Source organism: Rhizobacter sp., from assembly GCF_046595475.1.
GTDB lineage: Bacteria > Pseudomonadota > Gammaproteobacteria > Burkholderiales > Burkholderiaceae_C > Rhizobacter.
In genome coordinates, this window is sequence record NZ_JBKJOQ010000069.1 from 1 (window position 1) to 19,941 (window position 19,941).

The following is a 19,941-nucleotide window of genomic DNA, read 5'->3' on the forward strand; positions in this document are numbered from 1 at the left end:
CTGCGGCATGTTCTGCAGCATGGCGTTGATGTCGTTGGTCTTTTGGCGCAGCTGGGCGGTGCGCTCGGCCACGCGCTTTTCCAGCGAAGCGTAGAGCAGGGCGTTGTCGAGTGACACGGCCAGCTGGCCCGCGATCATGGCCACCGAGTCGAGCCTGTCGGCGCTGAAGGCGTTGCGGCGCTGGTGGTTCTCCAGCACCAGCATCGCGTTGAGCTGGCCTTGCTTCAAGATGGGCACCAGCATCAGCGAGCACTGGTCGTACTTCTGCGCGTACGGGTCGCCGCTGAAACGGTCGTCTCGCGCAATGTCGTCAACCACCAGAACCTGCCCGGTGCGCTCGGCATAGCGGAACACCGAGAACGGCAGGTTGCCTGCGGCGCCGGCTTGCTCTGCAGTCACAGGCTCTGCGCCGTTGGTGAGCGAGGTGGCCGTGACCCAGGCCGTGCTTCCTTCGTCGGGGTGCACGATCAGCTGCACGCCAGTCGCGCCGGTGATGGTGCCCAGCACCTTGCCCACTTGCGCGGTCAGGCTCACCAGGCTGGTCTGCGAGCTCAGGGCTTGCGAGGCGCGAAGAACCGCCATCATGTCGACCGTTTCGGTGTCGACCGTGGCGCTGGGCAAGTTGGTGCCCGAGCGTTGCAGGCCGTTGCTCGCGCGCAGGAAGGCGTGCACTCGGCGCAGTTCGCGCACCTTGCCCGGGGCGCCCCAGGCTTCATAGAGGGCGCAAGCTTGTGACAGCAGCGGGCGCGCGCTGGCTTCCATGCCCTGGGCAAACTGGAACATGGCGGCGCGCTCGATGATGAGCGCCCGGTGCCATGGGCGCGGGTGCAGCGCGGCTTCAGCCACCGCAGCGTCGAAAGCTGCGCCGGCGGCCCATACCGAATCGGCGGCCCAACTGCGCTCGGCCTCGACCCATCGCAACAGGTGCAGGAAGTTGATCGGCGCGTCGGCGGCGCGCAGTCGCAGCCAGTCGAGGCAGGTGGCGTCCAGCTCTTCGATCAGCAGGCCGCGCTCGCTTTCTGGCAAGGCACGCGCCTTCTCCGCGAGAGCCACTGCTTGCATCACGCGCGCCAGAGCCGTGACGTAGTAGCCGGGCGCATACGGCAGCGCCGTCATGGCCTTGGCCGCATGCAGCGCAAGCGTTGGTGCATCGTTGAAGATGAGGGCCGAGGTGCCGCGCAGGATGTGGAAAAAGGCGCTGACGAGGCTCAGTGCGGGGAAGGCCGCGATGTAGGTGTCTTCATCGAAGTTGTCGTCGCAGAAGCTGCCGGGCGCCTTGGTTTTTCCCTGCAGAGCTTGGATGAGCTGCAGACGCGGCTGTATGCGCCTTCTCAAGTCGGCATTGCGGGTGCGGTCTGCAAACGACAAACTGTCGTTCACGTCTGCGTTCATCGCCTCCAGGGTGGGGGCGCAGTCCATCAACAGGTCGCTGGTGCGGTAGGTGTAGGCCGTGTAGGTGACATTGCCTGCCTGCATCAGGCCTGAGCGGGCCTGCACAAAATCGTCGATCACGTTTTCGATCGGCTCGACCCAATGGCCTGCGCTGAAGCCGTAGTTGGCGCGCGTCATGGCGGTGGCGTGCTGGAAGCCGCGCGCCTCGCCCACGGCAATCATGTGGCGCGCGCCCACATAAGAGCCTCGGTAGTCTTGCGTGGCACCGACCAGCAGAAACGGGGCGCCGCTGGTGCAGCGCATCAGCGGCTCACAGGGGCCTTCTTCTATCCAGAGGCGCTTGCCTTCAAGGATCAGCCACGCAAACATCGTCGTGTCGCAGAAGTAGCTCGCGTTGGATGTTTGCACCAGCAGCTTGGCCCGCGCCGTGATCTGTGGGTTGCGCACCTCGGGGCGTTCGAAGTCGCCCCGCTTTTCTTCGCCGTGGCTCCAGTCGACCAGGCGCTTCGTGCCCTCGGCGACGGCGGCACGCATGTCGGCGGGCATTTGCAGGCCCAGCTCCTGCAGCAGCTTGAGCCCCAGATCGGTGGCCTCCTGGTTGCGGCCACGGTTGATCAGGCTGTACATCTGGATGCCTGCCGGGTCTGCCAGAGAAGTGGGGTCGGTGCAGCGGGCCACGATGGACGCATAGACGGTGTCGCCATCGGCGTACTGCGCCAACACGTACAGGGCCGTGTGCTGTTCGGTTTCGAGCGCGGCCAGCAGCTGCGCATCGCCTGGCGTCTCAACCGATTTGAGCAATTGAATGGCCGCGCCCAGGAAGCGTTCGGTCACCGCATAGTTGAGCATGCGCAGGTGGGCTGCAGACTGGTGGAAGAGGCCCGCCACACGGCGGCATTCGGCTTCTTCGACCAGGGCATCGGCCACGGGTAAGTACTGTTCGGCGGCCATTTGGCCGAGGTCGGCTTGGGCGACCAGTCGCCGTGCCAACCGCAAGTGGTATTCGCGGCGCCGCTCGGCGCTCATGCCCTCGAAGACAGCTTGGTGGATGCGGGCATGCCGAAAGCGCAGCACGGCTTGTTCGCCGGCTTCGATAGACAGCAAGCCTTCTTCAAGCGACGGAGCGAGGCGTTGAGACACTTCTTCACCACTCAGCCCGGTGACAAGCGCCAGTACCTTGGCGCTGACTTCACCGCCGAGGCAGGCCACGACTTCGAGCATTTCCACCGCGTTCTGCGAGAGCTTGGCGATGCGCCGGCCCAGAATGTCGGATGCGCCGGCACTGCCGACGTACTGGTGAATGGCGGCTGCTTCCCACTGCCACAGGCCGTCGCGCGGCACCAGCAGGTTGTCTTCGCGCAAGGCGTTGATCAATTCGATGATGTCGTACGGGTTGCCGCCCGTGCGCTCATGGAGTGCCCCGGCCAGCTTGGCCGCTTCGGGGTCGGCCAGGCGCAGCATCTTGCCGATGAGCGACGCCATGTCATCAGGCGCCAGGTCGTCCAGCTGCAGGCGCGTGGGCGCGGAGTCGAGCTTTTCCCAGCCTGTCATCAAGGCGCTCAAGGGGTGGCTTGCGTTGACTTCGTTGGGGCGATAGGCGCCGATCACCAGCAGGCCTGGGATGGGTTCGGCAGATGAGACGAGCGTGTCCAGGGTGCGCAAAGACATGGGCGGCGCCCATTGCAGATCGTCCATCACGATGACCACCGGCCGTTCAGGCGTGGCCACGCTGCGCAGCAAGTCGGCCGTGGCCTGCAGCATGCGAGCCTCGGCCTCGCGCGGGTCGGTGACCACCAGCACGGGTTGTTTGCCGAGCAGCAGCTCAAACTCGGGCAGCAAGGCAGGCCCGAAACCGGCGTTGCTGCCCAGGCCCTTGAGGATGCGTTCGCGGTGCCGCGCCACCTGCTCTTCGGGTTCTGCCAGCAGCAGGCGGCCCAGGGCGCGCATCGACTCGACGGCAGCCTTGGCGGCGTCTTGCGAATACTGGTCGAACTTGCCCGAGACGAACCAGCCGTGTTGCGCGGTGACCGCCGGGCGCAGCTCGTTCATCAGCACCGACTTGCCTACGCCAGACGCGCCCGCGATCAGAAGGCAATTGACGCCGCCGTCGATCGACTGCTTGAGGGCGTGCTGCAGTGCGCCTAGCTCGGCTTCGCGCCCGATGGGCCGCGGCGGCGCCGACAGGCGTCGTGCGAAATCGTGTTCTCCCAGTGGGAACGCGGCGTGGTCGCCACGCAGCAGCGCAGCATGCAGGCGAGCAAGATCCAGGCGCAGGCCTTCGGCGCTCTGGTAGCGGCGGTCGGGTTCCTTTGCCAGCAGACGCATGACCAGGTCGGACACCATCTGCGGCAGCACCGGGTTCACCGACACCGGGGCATCTGGCACGCGCACCAGGTGGTCGTGCACCAGCTCCAGCAAGTCGGTGCTTTCAAACGGCTTGCGCAGCGTGAGCACCTCGTACAGCGTGATGCCCAGCGAATAAAGGTCGGAGCGCTGGTCGGGGCGTCGGCCCGTGCGGCCCGTCTGCTCGGGTGACATGTAGGCCAGCGTGCCGACAATGCCGCTCTGCGTCTCGTCGGCCTCGGTCTTGTCGCCGGTTTTGTCGCCGGTATTAGCACCGGTATTGGCGGCGATGTTGAAGTCGATCAGGGTGGGCGCGAGCGTGTCGGGGTGTATGAGCAGGTTGGCCGGGCCTATGTCTTTGTGGATCACGCCGGCTTTGTGCACCTGAGCGAGGATGCTGGCCACGGCCTGCGCATAGGCCAGCGCCTGCTCGACGCCGAGCCGGTGGTCACGCAGGTACCCGGCGAGCGACATGGCGTTGTCGTCGCGCAGCACCAAGGTGCTGGGTTCGGCGCAATCCCGGGCCAGCTTGGCCACCCCTTCGACGTGGGCCAGGCGCTTGAGCATGGCCACTTCATGTGCGAGACGGCGTATGGCCAGCGCGCCCACGGCCTGCTTGACCACCACGCTGCCCAAGCCGGGCAGCACCTTGCGGGTGATGCGCGCGTGGTCGTTTTCGTAGAGCACCAGCTCAACGGGGTTGCCGGTCTGCGAGGCTGGGTGGGGCGTCGTCATTTCACATTTCTTTCGTTCACCCGTCACACCTTGCGCGTTTGAAGGCGGGTACGCAGTGCCTCAAAGGACATGGCGGCATGCAGGGATGCCGCGTATTTGTCGGGCAGCCCGATCACCGTTTCGAAGGCGCGGAAGTCGGCGTCTTCATCGTCATCGAGGAAGCGGATGGCGATCGAGCCGCCTTCTTGTTCCAGGAAAGCGCGCACCGCGTCCATGCCCACGCCTCGGCCAGAGACCTCGGTCACCTGCTCGGCCGTGGAGAAGCCCGAGCGGAAGATCAGTTGGCCGACCTCTTCGGGCGTGCTCTTGGCGCCTCGGGTCAGCAGGTTTTGCGCCATCGCGCGCTGGCGAATCTTGCCGACGGCCAAGCCGCGCCCATCGTCTTTCAGATGAACCCACAGCTTGTTGTCGTCTACGTGCAAGCGCAGGTCGATGCGGCCGGCGGCTGTTTTGCCCACTGCCAGGCGTTGCGTGGGCAGCTCGATGCCGTGGTCCATCGAATTGCGCAGCAGGTGGGTGAACAGGTTCTTCAGCAGTGAGTTGGCCTGCGAGCGAAGCATGATGCCGTGGTCTTCGATGTGCACTTCGGGCGCTGGCTTGCCCAGCTCCTGGGCCAGCGAGGGCAGTGATTCGATCGTGCCGGCCAGCACGTTGCCGATGGGCGCTGTCCCCAGCATGTGCAGCGTGGAGCCCACGTGCTGCAAGGCCAGGCGCATGGCGGCTGGGTCGCTCTGGTCCACCCCCATCAGCAGCTGCAGCGACTGCGCCACCGTGTCGCGCTCGACCATGAGGAATTTCTCCACATTGGCGCGGCGGCCCGGGCCCTTGCGGCCCAGCACGGTGTCGTTGACGTGGGCATACTTCTCGACCAGCTCCGACACCGTGGCCAGCTCGGCCAGCAGTTGCTCCGGGCTCCAGGCTGACGCGTCGGCCTTGCGCAATTCGTCATAGGTCTGCTCGGCCAGGTGCACTTGGTTGGTCAAGCCCAGGAAGCCATAGGTGCGTGCATTGCCCTTGATGGTGTGCATGTTGCGAAACAGCAGGTTGACCCCATCGGGCGTGCGTGCAGAAGCCTTCTCGATCACCGCACGGTTTTCGGTGATGAAAGCCCGCGCGCTGTCGATGAACTCATGGAACTTCTCTTGGCTCACCGCCAAGATTTCGCCAATCATCTGCAGCTCGCGCTTGCGGGAATTCGCTTCAGCTTCAAGGCGTTTCAGCTCGGTCACGTCGCGCACGCACAGCATGAGCTTGTCGACCGTTCCTTCGTCATTGGCGATGGGTGACCAGCTCAGCGCCAATGACTTCACGCGGCCGTCGGCCATGGTTTTGTCGAACTCGGTGGCCAGCAGGTGCGAGTTGAACTCGTAATTCATCTCGTCTTCGCCGATCACCGAGGCCATGGCGGCGTCAATCTGCGACAGCGCATCGGCGCCCAGGCTGGCACTAGCAAACACCAGCTCCATCACCTGTCGATCGGCAATCTCTGTGGTCTCGAAGATGGTGGCCAGGTAGGCCGAGTACTCGGGGTGTATGCCGCCACCGTTGACCACCGTCAGCACGCCCTGCGGCATGTTTTGCAGCATGGCGTTGATGTCGTGGGTCTTCTGGCGCAGCTGCGCGGTGCGCTCGGCCACGCGCTTTTCCAGCGAGGCATAGAGCAGGGCGTTGTCGAGTGACACCGAGAGCTGGCCGGCGATCAGCGCCACCGAGTCGAGCCGGTCGCCGCTGAAGGCGGCGCGGCGCTGGCGGTTCTCCAGCACCAGCATGGCGTGCAGCTGGCCCTGTTTGACCATGGGCGAAAACATCAGCGAGCACTGCTCGACGGTCTGCGCAAAGGGGTCGGCCGAGAAGCGCTCGTCACGTGCCACATCGTCGATCAGCAGCAGCTCGCCCGTGCGCTCGGCATAGCGGAAGGCCGAGAACGCGAGCTCGCCGGCTGCGCCCGCCTGTTCGGCTGTCATCGGGGCGCTGTCGCGGCCCAGCGTGTGGGCCATCACCCAACTGGTCGAGCCTTCTTCAGGCCGCACGATCAGCTGCACGCCGGTGGCGCCGGTGATGGTGCCCAGCACCTTGCTCACGCGGTCGGTCAGCCGTGACAGGCTGGTCTCGGAGCTCAGCGCCTGCGAGGCGCGCAGCACGGCCATCAGGTCGAGCATCTCGGAGCCGACCACCGTGGTGGTCTTGCCAGAGTCGGGGCGCGACAGGCCGCTGGCGGCGCGCAGGAAGGCGTGCTGGCGCTTGAGCTCGCGCACCTTGCCGGCGGCGCCCCAGGCGTCGTACTGGTCGCAGGCGATGGTCAGCAGCGGCTTGGCACCTTCTTCCATGCCCTGCGCCAGATGGAACAGGGCTGCGCGCTCGTGAATGAGGGCGCGGTGCCAGGGGCGGGCCACGCTCGTGGCTTGCACGGCGGCGCCAAAGGCGGCACCCGCGGCCCATACCGTGTCGACGGCCCAGGCCCGCTCGGCTTCAATCCAGGTGAGCAGGTGCGCGAAATTGGCGGGCGCATCGGCCGCGCGGGCGGTGAGCCAGGCCATCATCGTGGCCAGCTCTTCGAGCAGCGGGGCGCGCTCGGCTTCGCCCAGGTTGCGTGCCTGGTCGGCGAGCGACAGGCAGCGCAGCACCCGGCCGACCGCCGCGAGGTAGTAGCCCGGCGTGCGCGCGCCCAGCGGCACGGCCTTGAGGCTGTGCGCACCCAGTGCCTTCATGTCGCCGAAGATGGCAGCCCGGATGCAGGCCACGTTGTGGTACGTGGCGGCGGTGGCGCTGGTGGGGTCGATCTTGGCCGCGTAGTCGGCTTCGTCGAAATGCTCGTCGCTGAACTCGCCTGGCGCGCGCGTCTGGCCGCGCAGCGCGAAGATCAGCTGCTGGCGCGGCAGGTAGCGCCGCAAGAAGTCTTCGTTGCGCTGCTCGCGTGCATTCTCAAGACCCCCTTGCACTTCAGGCAGTGCCAGCAGCAGCGTGGGGCGGCAGTCGAGCGCGGCGTCGGCGGCAACAAAGGTGAAGGCGGCGAAAGGCTCGCGCATGCGCAACAGGTCTACCCGCGCGCGGTGAAATTCATCCATCACCGTTTCGAGCGGCTCGAACCAGTGGCCCGAAGCGATGCCCAAGACGCAGCGGCTGATGCCTTCGCCCTGGGAGTAATTGCGCTTCTCGGCCACGTCGATCAGGTGGCGGCTGACGGTGTGGGCGCTGCGATAGTCCTGCGGCGTGCCCACCAGCAAGAAGGGCAGCGACCCCACCGAAGACAACAGGCGCGGGTGCGGGCCGTGCTCCGCCCACAGGCGGTGGGTCACCATGGCCAGCCAGGCCCAAAGCACGGGGTCAAGGAAGTAGGCCGGCGTCATGGTCTCGGGCACGACCAGTGCCAGTGCCAGCGCACGCTCGTCGCTGAGCTCGGCGCGTGTGTAATCTTGCTGGCGCTCCTCGCCTCGGGACCAGGTCATGAGGCGTTGCATGCCGGCGCCCAGGTCGGGGCGCAGGTCGTCGGGCCTGGGCATGCCCAGGCGTGCCATCAAGGCCAGGCCCTGGCCTACGGCATCGGCAAAGCGGCCGCGGGCCAGCAGGCTGTAGATCTGAAAGCGCACCGGCCCGCCCAGGCGCTCGGCGGGGGCATTGGTGGCCAGCAGCTCGGCATAGGCCACGTCGATCTCGTCGTGGCGGCCCAGCTCGAACATGGCCTGCAACTGCTTCACACGCAGATCGAACAGGCGCTCGGCATCGGCCGCGTCGGCGATGGGCAGCAGGGCTTGCAGGGCGGCAGCGAAATGTTGCTTGCTCGGGTCAATCTGGCCGGCTGCACGCAGGCGGTCGCCTTCGCGCTCGAGTACATCGCCCGCCCGGCGGCGCTCGGCGTCGGCCAGGCCGCTGTCGGCGAAAAAGTATTGCCTGGCCACCAGCGCTTCGGGGCGCGACGCGGCGTCGAGCCGGCGCGCGATCGTCAGGTGCAGCGTGCGGCGCGCGGGCTCGGCTAGCGCCGCGAGTGCAACGGCGGCCACCTGCGGGTGCGTGAGCGACAGGCCGTCTTCGCCTTGGTCGATGAGCAGGCCATCGTCGAGGGCCGCGACAGCGCGTTGTTGCAGGCGTTTCTGTGTCTGCCCGATGGCGGCGACGAGCTCGTCCCATGCGGCGTGTGAATTCATGGCGGCCAGTGTGGTCACGAGCTCGGCACTGCCAGCGGGCAGCGTGGCCAACCGGGCTTGCAGCTCGGCTGGGCTCGCAGCGCCCACATAGCGGCGGATGGCCTCGGCTTGCCACACCCAATGGCCATCGCCAAGGGCGATCAGGCCGTCACGGCGCAGAGCGTTGAGCAGCTCGATGGTGCGGCCCGGCCGGTGCTGCGTGTGGCGCTCCAGCGCCTGGGCCAAGGGGGCCGCTTCGCTGTCGGGCATGCGCAGCATGGTGCCCACCAGCTGCGTGGCGGCTGCGTGCGCTAGCGGGCGCACCGTCAACTCGGTTGGCGCCAATCCACGCTCACGGCAGCGTGCCAGCAGCTTCGACGCGGGGTGTTCGTCGCCCATGTTGTCGGGGCAGATGCTGACCAGCAGCAGGCCGGGCATGGGCGCGCGGGCCGCCTCTCGCGCTGCGGCTTCGAGCACGCTGTAGCCGAGCGAGGGCGACAGGTGCACATCGTCGGCATACATCACCACCGGCCGCTCGGCCGAGGCGAGCACGCGCAGCAGGCGCACAGCGGCTTCGGCGATCAGGGCTTCGTTGTCGGCGCCCGCTTCGGTGGCGGGGTGGGGGCCAAGCAGCGTTTGAAATTCAGGCAGTTGCGCCACGCCGTAGCCGAGCCGGCCCTCGAGCGCTTCGAGCATTTGCGCGCGCACCTGGGCCAGCTCGTCGGCGGGCAGTGCCATGAGCTGGCGGCCGATGCCGATGAAGCCGCCCAGCGCTGCGGCAGGCGTGCCGATGCACTCAGGCGTAAAGCGGCCGCCGGCAAACAAGGCGCGCCGACTGGCGGCCAGGGTGCGCAGCTCGTCAACCAACGCCGACGTGCCGACGCCGGCAGGCCCACCGATCCACAGCCAAGGGTGGCGGCCATCGGCCGTGGCGGCGAGCGCTTCGCCCAGCTGTTTGATTTCGTTGGCGCGGCCCACCAGGGCACGCGGCGGCTTGAGCTCGTTGCCGAAGTCGAAGCCGCCGAGCTCGAAGGGCTCGATGTGGCCGGCGGCCAACCCGCGCTGCAGGCGTTGCAGGTCTTGCACCAGGCCCTCGGCGCTCTGGTAGCGCTTTTCGGGCTCCTTGGCGAGCAGGCGCATCACCACGTCGGACAGCAGGTGCGGCAGCGCAGGCACCACGTCGGCCGGCGCGGCGGGCACTTGCACCAGGTGGGCGTGCACCAGCTCCAGCAGGTCTTCGCTCTCGAAGGGTTTGCGGCCGGTGAGCACCTGGTACAGCGTGACGCCGAGTGAATAGAGGTCAGAGCGCGCATCCGGCGCACGGCCGGTGCGGCCGGTGTGCTCGGGCGACATGTAGGCCCAGGTGCCGGCGATCTCGCCATCAGCGGCGGGGGCTGCTGCAGTGTCGGCGCAGGCCACGACGGCGATGTTGAAGTCGATCAGCGTCGGGGACAGGGTTTGGGGGTGGATGAGCAGGTTGGCGGGGCCTATGTCTTTGTGGATCACGCCGGCCTTGTGCACCTGCGCCAGGGTGCGCGCCACGGCCGTGCCATAGGCCACGGCTTGCTCGGTGCCGAGCGTGCGCTCGCGCAGGAATTCGGCGAGTGAGACGCCGCCGTGGTCTTCTAGCGTCAGGGTGTCGCTTTGCACGCCGGTGCCAGCCGAGATCTTGGGCACGCCGGCGATGTGGGTCAGGCGCTTGAGCATGTCTGCTTCATGCGCCAGCCGGCGAATCGCCTGGGCACCGAGCGCCTGCTTGACCACCACCGATTGGCCACCGGGCAGGGCGCAGCGGGTGATGCGTGCATGGTCGTTGCTGTAGAGCACCGTCCCGACGTCGGAAGCGCAATCGGATGCGGAAGCGGCCGTGCCATGTTGTGTCGTCACACATCACCTCTTTTTATGTGAGGGCGTTCGCCCTCGGGTTGCCGGGTGCGCTTCTGGCGATCGGCCCCAGCTGTATCGACCTGCAACACCAGGAATTGAGCCCTGGCAAACCCGGGTGTGTGTCCAGTTGCGCAGTAGTTGGCAGCGTGGGTGGCGGGGGCACCTGCTGCCGATGGGGTGCTCGTTCGTGGACGGCGTCACACCTGGCCGCTCAAGCCCGGAAAAGCCCCCGATCCAGCCCCTTCATCCCGCTCAAGTTTTAGGGGCATGCCGGAACAATGAGGAAGCGCTCATCAACTGCGCCCGTGCCCATGACCACCCCGCATCAAACCGACAAGACCCCAATTGATTCCGACCAAATGGCCGGGTTTCAGCTGGCTGATCGCCAGACCGTCTGGGCACACCCTCTTACACACTTGATGCATTGCCAGGCCCTCATCCCGGGCTCGGCCAAGCGGAGCAACCCATGAACGTCAAACGCTTTACTGCGCGCACCTCGCGCGACGCCCTGACCCTGGTGCGCCAGGCTTTTGGCGAAGACGCCGTGGTGTTGTCGACCAAGCCCTGCCCCGAAGGCGTGGAAGTGCTGGCCATGGCGCCGGAAAGCGTGCAGCAGATCGAGCGCCTGTCGGCCTCGTCGATCGCCGCCCGCACGGCCGCCCTTCAACAACAACAGCAGCAGCCTGCGGCCCGCTCTGCGGCCGCCGCACGGCCCGCCGCCGCCCGGCCCAGCATGCCACTGGCCCCCATGCAGCGCCCCGACCCAGACGACGCCGTGAGCGACGACGTGGCCCGCCTGTCGATGAGCACGCTGTCATTTCAAGATTACGTGCGTGAACGCATGCTCAAGCGCCGCCAGGCCGCCATGAATGCCCAGTCGCGCCAGCATGAGCCCAGCTTTGGCGACTCGCGCCAAGACTTCGCCGATTCACGCCAAGACATGGAGCCCGACCTGCCCAGCGCGCTGGAGCAGCGCCTGGCTGCCCGCAGCGCCGCGCAGCAGCCGCCCAAGGCCACGCCGCAGCTCGCCGTGGTGCAGCCGGCCGTCGCGCCGCGTGCCGCCGTGCGCGAGCCGCCGGTGCTGCGTGAAGAAGTGCGCGTGGCCCAGCCGCAGCCCATGCTCGCCCAGCCGATGCAGATGCAAGCGCCTGTTGCCGTGCCCTCGTTGGCCGATGCGGCTAGCGCCGTGAACCAGGCCGCGGCCCGCCGCGACCAGCAAGACATGATGAACGAGCTGCGCTCCATGAAGGGCCTGATCGAAGACCGCTTCGGTGCGCTGGCCTTCATGGAGAAAATGCAGCGCCAGCCACAGCAAGCACAGCTGATCCAGAAGCTGCTCGACTGCGGTTTCTCGCCTGCACTCACCCGCAAGCTGGTCGAAAGCCTGCCCAATGACGTGGCCGACGAGACCGCCTGGGCCGCCAACGTGCTGGAGCGCAACCTGCTCACCGGCGAAGCCGAAGCCGGGCTCGAAGACCAGGGCGGCGTGTTTGCCCTCATCGGTTCCACGGGTGTGGGCAAGACCACCAGCGCGGCCAAGATTGCCGCCGCGTTTGCCGCCAAGCATGGCGCCAACCACCTCGGCCTGATCACACTAGACGCCTACCGCGTGGGCGCCCACGAACAGCTGCGTGCCTATGGCCGCATCCTCGGTGTGCCGGTGCACACCGCACACGACCGTGCCTCGCTCGAAGACCTGCTGGAGCTCTTGGCCTCGAAGAAGATGGTGTTGATCGACACCGCCGGCATGGCGCAACGCGACACCCGCACCCGCGAGCTGCTCGACATGCTGGGCCACCGCGCTATCCAGAAGCTGCTGGTCATCAACGCCTCGGCCCAGGGCGAGACGATTGAAGACGTGATGATTTCCTACCGCGCGGCGGCCTGCAAAGGCATCGTGCTGTCGAAGATGGATGAAGCCGTGAAGCTGGCGCCGGCGCTGGACGCCCTGATCCGCCACAAGCTGAAGGTGGTGGGCGTGGCCAACGGCCAGCGCGTGCCCGAAGACTGGCACCGCCTGTCGGCCCATGCACTGGTGCACCGCGCCCTGCGCGCCAATGTGAACCCGGCCTATCGCGTGGAAGCCTCAGATGTGAACCTGATCTTTACCGCTCGGCAGCAAGCGCAACGTGCGCGGCCGCCGCTGCACGCCTGACCAGACGCTTGGCCTAAGCGACCCCTCCGAACGCTAGCTCACATCCTTTGAGTCTCATGCACGACGCTTTCGATTCGTCTTACCCCGCCGACCAGGCTTACGGCTTGCGCCAGATGTTTGCCCACGCCCGCGTGCGCTTCATACCGGTGGTGGCCAACCCACACGTGGCCTTTGGTGGCGTGATGCTGGAGCGCCTGTGCACGGCCCTCGGCGAGCAAGGTGCCCATGTGCTGGTGATCGATGCCGGCGAGCGCGCGCCCAGCCCCAAAGAGATGGCTGCACTTGAGCTGAGCGAATGCATCGAAACCCTGTCGACCCAAGTCTCTTACCTGGCGGCCCGTGGCCTGCCGGTGCGCTACGTGGATGCGCAAGGCTCCACCGCGAGCTTCCTGCAGGCCGCGGCCGACGCCTGCCCACACGCCGACGTGGTGCTGGTGCATGCCACTGAATCTGACCTTTGCCGCTTGTTTGTGCGCAGCGAGGCGCGCCCGCTCTTGCTGGCCGACGACCGGCCTTCCAGCGTCACCCACGCCTACGCCGCGATGAAGCTGCTCACCCAGCGCGCCGGCCTGGTGGTGTTTGACCTCTTGCTGTGCGTGGCGCCCAGCTCGCCACGTGCCGAGCGCATTGCCATGCAGCTTGCGACCTGCGCTGACGATTTCTTGGGTGTGGTGCTGCGCGACTGGTTGCAGATAGACCCCGCTTCCGACGCACGCGAAGCCCCTACCAGCGCGCTGCGCCGCTGGGCGCGCGACGCGCTGGTGCAAACCCCGGGCGGCCTGGCGCCGGTCTTGGGTGTGCACGCGGTGCAGGCCTCACAACAACACGTCTTGAATTGACCTCTCGGAGCCTCACCATGTACACCGCCAAAGGCCAACTCGACGTCAACTCGATGCTCAAGCAGTACAGCCCTCTGGTGCGCCGCCTGGCCCATCAGATGATTGCCAAGCTGCCTGCCAACGTGGAGCTCGACGACCTGATTCAGGTCGGCATGATCGGCCTCACCGACGCGCTCAGCCGCTTCGACGCGGCCCAGGGCGTGCAGTTCGAGACCTTCGCCACCCAGCGGATACGCGGCGCCATGCTCGACGAGCTGCGCGGCAACGACTACCTCTCGCGCGGCGTGCGCAAGCAGCAGCGCAACATCGAAACCGCCGTGCACAAGCTTGAGCAAAAGCTGGGCCGTGCGCCTGCCGAGAGCGAGATCGCTCGCGAGATGGGTGTCACGCTGGCCGAATACCAAGAGCTGCTGGGCAGGGTGCGCGGCACCCAGCTCGTGTACCTCGAAGACATGTCGGGCGACGAGGGCGACAACGACTTTCTTGACCGCCACGTGGCCGACGAAGGCTTCAACCCGCTCGCGCAGCTGCAAGACCAGCGCATGCGCGAAGCCCTGGTCGAAGGCATCAAGCACCTGCCCGAGCGTGAGCAGTACGTGATGAGCATGTACTACGAGCACGACATGAACCTGAAAGAGATCGCGGCCGTGTTGAAAGTGACCGAGTCGCGTGTGTGCCAGTTGCACAGCCAGTCCATCGCCCGCTTGCGGGTGAAGCTGCGCGAGTGGTAGTCATCGAAAGTTCCAGCCCCCATGTTCCAGGTCTTCAGATCTCACCGCGACACCCGGTCGCAACCGGTAGAGCCCACGGCAGCGGCGCCGCAGCCCGATCTGCGTTCCGCCATCACGTCCATCGGCAAGCAGGCCTCGACCATGGGCCGCGAAGTGGCCGAAGTGCGCGGCCAGCTCGACGACACGACCAAGGGCGCTGCGCGCCAGGCGCAGGCCGTGGCGGCGCTGGCCGAGCAGATGAAAAGCGTCACGCGCGCGCAAGACGACATCAGCGGTGTGACCGCCGGCAGCCTGGAGGCCGTGGCGCGTGCGCGCCAGGCGGTGGAAGGCATAGGCAGCGAGGTGTCGGGCATCGTCGACACGCTGCGCCACGTGGCCGACGCTGCGGGCCAGATCACACAAATTGCCTTGCAGACACGGCTGGTGGCATTCAACGCCTCGGTCGAAGCCAAGCGCGCCGGTGAGGCGGGCCGAGGCTTTGGCGTGGTGGCCGATGCGGTGAAAGACCTGGCCGGCAAGGTCGAGAAATCGTCCAAGGCCATCATGAGCACGGTGGGCGAGCTCGACACGCGCATCGAAGCTTTGTCACGCGAGATTCAATCCAAACCCAACCAGGCCGAGCAGGGCGCGTTTCAGCGCGCGCTGGCCGACCTGGAAGGCGGTGTATCCAGCATCACGACCGCAGCCGAGCAAAGCCGCAGCATCTGCAGCGGGCTCAATGGTCAGATGGCTTCCATCGAGTCCGAAATGCACCAGGCCACGCGTGCGCTCGACTCTGCGCTGGTGCGCAGCGAGTCGTTCCTCAAGGTGTCTGAGCATTTGATCGAGCTGGTAGCCGAGTGCGGCATCGAGACCGAAGACACGCCTTTCATCCAGTCTGCCAAAGAGGCGGCGGGGCAGATCTCGAAGCTGCTGGAAGATGCGCTTCGCACCGGCACCATCAACGCCGTCAACCTGTTCGACGACCAGTACAAGCCGATAGCCCGCACCAACCCCGCGCAAGTCACGACCAAGTTCATCGAGCTGGCCGACCGGCTGTTCCCGCAGGTGCAAGAGCGCATGCTGGCGTCCAACCCGAAGATCGTGTTTTGCATCGCGGTCGACCGCAATGGCTACGTGGCCACGCACAACAAGGTGTACTGCAACCCGCAGCGCGGCGACCTGGCCTGGGACTCGGCCAACAGCCGCTACCGCCGCATCTTCAACGACCGTACCGGCCTCGCGTCTGCCCGCAACCAGCGGCCCTTTCTGTTGCAAACCTATCGCCGCGACATGGGCGGCGGCAAGTTTGTGCTGCTCAAGGAAGTCGCCGCACCCATCACGGTGAACGGCAAGCACTGGGGCGGTCTGCGCCTCGCGTTCAATTTCTGATGGTTGGGCTTCGATGAACCGCGCCGATGGGCGAATGTTGTTGAACGCCAGCGTTGACGCAAAGAACGCGAAGAGGAAAGACCAAGGACGCAAGGAAAACAAGAATGACTATTTCTTCTGTTCCTTGCGCTCTTTGCGGTTTTCCTTTGCGCCCTTTGCGTCAACGCTGGCGTTCAACAGCGCACAAGCGAGGCAAAGCTGATGTGGCCTTTGCCCGCACTGCTGGTCTGGGCTGCGTGCTGGGGCGTCTTTCTCGGCCTGCAAACGCTGGAAGCGCGTGACTGGGCGGCTCTGCTGCTGGCCACCGCCATCGGCGGCGTGCTCAGCTTGCTGAGCGCACGGCGCTGGCGGCGCGTGTTCATCTCGCTCGGCTTCCCTCTTTCCGTGTTGGCCTCGGGGCTCGCGAGCAGCGTGCCTGCCTGGGGCTGGCTGCTGCCACTGGCGGCTTTGTTGGCCATGTATCCGCTGCATGCCTGGCGCGATGCGCCAATGTTCCCTACCCCCGCCGGTGCGCTGCAGGGCTTGGCCCGGGTGGCCTGGCTAGACGGCAGTTCACCGCGGGTGGTCGACGCCGGCTGCGGCATGGGCGACGCGTTGCGCGAGCTGCACACACAGTACCCGCAGGCACGCCTCGAAGGCCTGGAGTGGAGCTGGCCGCTGCGCGTGGCCTGCGCTCTGCGCTGCCGTTGGCTGAAGGTGCCGGCCCGCGTGAGGCGAGCCGACATCTGGTCAGCCGACTGGACGCCTTACGCCATGGTCTACCTGTTCCAGCGCCCCGAGAGCATGCCGCGCGCCGTGCGCAAGGCTGCTCGCGAGCTGCGCTGCGGCGCCTGGATGGCGAGCCTCGAATTCGAGGCCGCCGACCTGCAGCCCACCGCGGTGCACACCTGCGCCGACGGCCGGCCGCTGTGGCTCTACCAAGCGCCGTTCAAGCAGCGCACGGCGGCCTGAAGCGGCGCGTCAGGCTAGCACCACCACGTGCCCGTCTTTCGGGTCGATGCGGCCGTCGACCAGTGCGCTCACCAGGTCTTGCGTGGCAGCGAAGCCGGTGTGCGCCTTCACGCCCATCCACATCTTCTGCGGCTCACTCACGCGGCGTATGAAGGCGAGCTGCGCTTCGTTGAATTTGCGCGTGACCTCGGCTGCGCCCCAATCGGCGTTGCGCTTCTTGATCTGGTACGGCGCGAAGTAGGGCGCGGGCTTGGGGCCGGGCAGGGCCTGATCGTCTTTGCTGATGTGGTCGTGCGACTGGGCCGAGCCGGCATAGCAGCTGTGCACCAGTGAGCCGGCAAAGTGCTCGTGCACACGGCGGCGCAGCGTGTTGTCGCCTGAGAAGTCGACGTACAGCGTGGGCGTGTTTGCATCGAGAGACTCGACGTCGGTGTAGCTGAGCGTGCGCTGGTAGCAGCCCAGGCCTTCCACGAAGCTGATGTTGCCGCCCGAGGTGAGGCCCACCAGGCTCGTGCCCTGCAGGTTTTGCAGACAGAAAGCGGTGCCATAGGCGGTCTTGCTCGAAGCGCTGGACACCACGATCTGCTTGGCGCCGAAGAAGGCGTTGTCTTCAAGAAAGTCGGCCAGCATGAACGAGGTGATGAAAAGCGGACGCGTCAGCATCTGGTAGTCCTCGTCGGCGGCTCGGTAGGCGGCGTCGGTGGTGACGCGCTGGTACTGGTTGTAGGCCGAGGTGAGCGCCAGGCGGTGCGGCGTACCGTCGTAGAAGCCGCGCTCGCTCACGCGCACTGGCTGCATGAGCACATGGCTCGCGATCGGCCAGAAGCCGTAAAAGCGCTCGCCCACCGTCAGGCCCTCGACGCTGGTTTCGACGATCTCGGCGAAGCCCCAGGCCGGCATGTTGAACCAGGCGTCGTCGCCAGTGGGGTAGAAGCTCCAGTAGCGCAGGTGCGGCACTTCGCCGAAAGCGGCGTAGGTGATGTTGTTTGACGTGACGGCCAGCCGGTCAATCTTGAGCAGCGCCTCGCCGGGCTTGATCGCGGGCATGGCTTGGTTGACGACGCGCGTGTGGCCCAGGGCCTTCTTGTCGCTTTGCAGTTGGGTCAGGGTGCTCATGGGTTTTCTTGGGTCAGGTGTGGGGTACGCAAGACTGTAGGGCGGGGCCTGCCGCGGCGGGTTCGGAAATCTGCGGTGAGGCCGTGAACCCCCTGCACCGCCAGGTGAGGCGCTGCCACGCTGCAGCCCCTTTGTTCGGATTTGGGTTCAGGACGCCTGAGTGCCCGAGAGCCGTGCCGGCAAGGCCGTTGGGCCGCGGGTGGGCGCGTCGTCGGCTTGCGCGCTGACGGCGAGCACAGCGCTGGCCAGGTACAGGGTGACGCCCAGACCTCGGCCATCCAGCCCGTCGGTGACGTCGAGCTTGGCGGCATGCAGACTGGCAATGCGCGCCACCAGCGACAAGCCGATGCCGCTGCCGCGGCCAGGCGTGCCGGGCACGCGGTAGAAGCGGTCGAAGATACGCTCGCGCTCGACCGCGGGCACGCCAGGGCCGTCGTCGTGCACGCTCAATACAACCCCCACGCCGTGCTGCTCGCGGCAGACGATCTCAACCCGTGCACCAGGGCCGGCGTAGCGCAGCGCGTTGTCGAGCAGGTTGCGCAAGAGCACACCGACCGCGTCGACATCGACCAGCGCGCTGCAGGGCTCGGCGTGCAGCAGCAGGCGCTGGCTGGCGGTCTGCGCGGCGCTGCTGAAATCGCGCACCACCATCGCGACGATCTCGTGCAAGGCAACCGCGGTCTTGGTGCCAGGCGTGCCGGCGGCGTCTAGCCGCGCCAGGTCGAGCAGCTGCTCGGTCAGGCGCGCGCTGCGCTCGATGCCGCAGATCAGCGGCTTGAGCGAGGCCTGGCTTTCTTCGAGCGTGCTGGCCGATTGCACCAGCTGTGCCTGGGCCATCAGCACCGCCAGCGGTGTGCGCAGCTCGTGAGCGGCATCGGCAAGAAAGCGCCGCTCGCCCTGCAGCGCTGACTCTAGCCGCAGCAGCAAGGCGTTGAAGGCTTCGACCAGTGGCTTCACCTCGGTGGGCAGGTCGTCGGGCGGCAGCGGGCTCAGGTCGAGCGGCGAGCGCGCAAGCAAGGTGGCGCGTGCGGCCTGCACTGGCGCGATCGACCAGCAGATGATGAACCAGCTCACCACAGCCAGCAGCGCCATCAGCAGCAGCACCGTGCCCACGCTGGTGCCCAGCCACAGGTACAAGAGGCTGAACAACTGCGGCTGCGACTTGCCGATCTGCACCTGGATGCGGCCGGTCGCGTCGCTCAGGGTATAGATGCGCCAGTCAACGCCGTCGAGCGTGACCATGTGGAAGCCTTCGGGCTTGTCGAAGTTCAGCGGCACCCAAGGCGTGCCTGGCGCGCCCAGCGAGCGCAGCACGGAGCGGCCGTTGTTCAGCCACACCTGGTAGCTCATGAGCTGGGGCTGCAGCCGGGTTTGCGCGGGCAGCTTGTAGACCGGCTCGCTAGAGCCGGAGGGGAGCGCTTCGGGCATCGACATCAGCACCTGCTGGCCCACAGCCTGCATCGAGGCGTCCCACCGGCCGAAGTGCTGGCTAGACATCAGCATGGCCTGGCAGGCGTACCACACCGTTGAGAAGCCGAGCACGGCCAGCATCAGGCCGATGAGCAGGCGCAGGCGCAGCGAGCGGGCGCGTATGAGTTTCATGGCTGAGAAGTCGCCAACAACTTGTACCCGTGGCCGTGCACGGTGGTGATGAGGTCGTCGCCCAGCTTGCGGCGCAGCTGGTGCACGTACACCGCGACGGTGTTGCTCTCAATGGCGCTGTCGCCGCCGTACACCGCCTCTTCGAGCTGGGGCCGGGTGACCACGCGCCCGCTGCGCTCCATCAGGGCCAGCAGGGTGCGGTACTCGTGCAGGCTGAGCTGCACCGGCTCGTCGTTGCGCGTCACGCTGCGGGTGGCCGGGTCCAGCCGCACCGTGCGGGCCACCAGCACTGGCGCCACGCGGCCCTGGGCGCGGCGCAGCACCGCACGCAGGCGGGCGGCCAGCTCGTCGGGCTGGAAAGGTTTGACGAGGTAGTCGTCGGCGCCGGCGTCTAGCCCGGCAATGCGGTCACTCAACTGATCGCGTGCGGTGAGGATGATGACGGGCGTGGTGTCGTAGCGTTCGCGCACGCCCTTGAGCACCTGCAGGCCTGAGCCGCCGGGCAGGCCGAGGTCGAGCAGCACAGCGGAATAGGCGTGGTCGCTCAAGGCCAGGCGCGCGGCTGGGGCGTCTGCGGCGCGGTCCACGCGATAGCCCGCGCGCTCCAGGCCGGTGGCCAGGGCGGTGGCAAGCATGGTGTCGTCTTCGACCAGCAGCAGCTGCATCTGTTGGGGCTCGTGTTGCGTATGACCGCAGTG

10 protein-coding genes are annotated in these 19,941 nt (G+C 66.9%); 5 read left to right on the plus strand and 5 right to left on the minus strand.

The features are described 5' to 3' along the window. Both AC30QB_RS12535 and AC30QB_RS12540 read right to left on the minus strand, forming a co-directional pair. Nucleotides 1–4,470: AAA family ATPase (locus AC30QB_RS12535; protein WP_489546553.1), on the minus strand; the 4,470-nt coding region annotated here is incomplete at its 3' end. 23 nt (nucleotides 4,471–4,493) lie between these two features. Beyond that, on the minus strand, nucleotides 4,494–10,478 hold the full coding sequence (locus AC30QB_RS12540; RefSeq protein WP_489546554.1) for a protein kinase domain-containing protein: 5,985 nt from the start codon (nucleotides 10,476–10,478) through the stop codon (nucleotides 4,494–4,496). A gap of 466 nt (nucleotides 10,479–10,944) precedes the next feature. Between AC30QB_RS12540 and flhF the strand changes: the two genes are divergently transcribed. From flhF to AC30QB_RS12565, 5 genes are all read left to right on the plus strand, one after another. Continuing rightward, nucleotides 10,945–12,633: a flagellar biosynthesis GTPase FlhF gene (gene flhF / locus AC30QB_RS12545; protein WP_489546555.1), complete on the plus strand. Its 1,689-nt coding sequence runs from the start codon at nucleotides 10,945–10,947 to the stop codon at nucleotides 12,631–12,633. Between the two features lie 56 nt (nucleotides 12,634–12,689). After that, nucleotides 12,690–13,472 (plus strand): MinD/ParA family ATP-binding protein, encoded by a 783-nt coding sequence (locus tag AC30QB_RS12550; protein ID WP_489546556.1) that lies wholly within the window; start codon nucleotides 12,690–12,692, stop codon nucleotides 13,470–13,472. 17 nt (nucleotides 13,473–13,489) lie between these two features. Then, on the plus strand, nucleotides 13,490–14,203 hold the full coding sequence (locus tag AC30QB_RS12555; protein WP_489546557.1) for an RNA polymerase sigma factor FliA: 714 nt from the start codon (nucleotides 13,490–13,492) through the stop codon (nucleotides 14,201–14,203). Nucleotides 14,204–14,224: 21 nt separating this feature from the next. Beyond that, nucleotides 14,225–15,574, plus strand: a complete 1,350-nt coding sequence (locus AC30QB_RS12560; RefSeq protein WP_489546558.1) for a methyl-accepting chemotaxis protein — start codon at nucleotides 14,225–14,227, stop codon at nucleotides 15,572–15,574. A 201-nt stretch (nucleotides 15,575–15,775) separates the two neighbouring features. Next, nucleotides 15,776–16,525: a class I SAM-dependent methyltransferase gene (locus tag AC30QB_RS12565; RefSeq protein ID WP_489546559.1), complete on the plus strand. Its 750-nt coding sequence runs from the start codon at nucleotides 15,776–15,778 to the stop codon at nucleotides 16,523–16,525. Between the two features lie 9 nt (nucleotides 16,526–16,534). Here the strand turns inward: AC30QB_RS12565 and AC30QB_RS12570 are convergent, their stop codons facing one another. The 3 genes from AC30QB_RS12570 to AC30QB_RS12580 form a co-directional block, all read right to left on the minus strand. Next, on the minus strand, nucleotides 16,535–17,641 hold the full coding sequence (locus tag AC30QB_RS12570; protein WP_489546560.1) for a DUF2855 family protein: 1,107 nt from the start codon (nucleotides 17,639–17,641) through the stop codon (nucleotides 16,535–16,537). Between the two features lie 147 nt (nucleotides 17,642–17,788). Continuing rightward, on the minus strand, nucleotides 17,789–19,243 hold the full coding sequence (locus AC30QB_RS12575; RefSeq protein WP_489546561.1) for an ATP-binding protein: 1,455 nt from the start codon (nucleotides 19,241–19,243) through the stop codon (nucleotides 17,789–17,791). After that, nucleotides 19,240–19,908, minus strand: a complete 669-nt coding sequence (locus AC30QB_RS12580; protein WP_489546562.1) for a response regulator transcription factor — start codon at nucleotides 19,906–19,908, stop codon at nucleotides 19,240–19,242. Before AC30QB_RS12580 ends, AC30QB_RS12575 begins: the two co-directional genes overlap by 4 nt. Between the last annotated feature and the right edge of the window lie 33 nt (nucleotides 19,909–19,941).

Excerpts from the sequence above, each read along its gene's own strand:
- flhF (WP_489546555.1), top strand. The coding sequence starts at position 10,945 with ATGAACGTCAAACGCTTTACTGCGCGCACCTCGCGCGACGCCCTGACC.
- AC30QB_RS12550 (WP_489546556.1), top strand. The coding sequence starts at position 12,690 with ATGCACGACGCTTTCGATTCGTCTTACCCCGCCGACCAGGCTTACGGC.
- AC30QB_RS12555 (WP_489546557.1), top strand. The coding sequence starts at position 13,490 with ATGTACACCGCCAAAGGCCAACTCGACGTCAACTCGATGCTCAAGCAG.
- AC30QB_RS12560 (WP_489546558.1), top strand. The coding sequence starts at position 14,225 with ATGTTCCAGGTCTTCAGATCTCACCGCGACACCCGGTCGCAACCGGTA.
- AC30QB_RS12565 (WP_489546559.1), top strand. The coding sequence starts at position 15,776 with ATGTGGCCTTTGCCCGCACTGCTGGTCTGGGCTGCGTGCTGGGGCGTC.
- AC30QB_RS12570 (WP_489546560.1), bottom strand. The coding sequence starts at position 17,641 with ATGAGCACCCTGACCCAACTGCAAAGCGACAAGAAGGCCCTGGGCCAC.
- AC30QB_RS12575 (WP_489546561.1), bottom strand. The coding sequence starts at position 19,243 with ATGAAACTCATACGCGCCCGCTCGCTGCGCCTGCGCCTGCTCATCGGC.
- AC30QB_RS12580 (WP_489546562.1), bottom strand. The coding sequence starts at position 19,908 with ATGCAGCTGCTGCTGGTCGAAGACGACACCATGCTTGCCACCGCCCTG.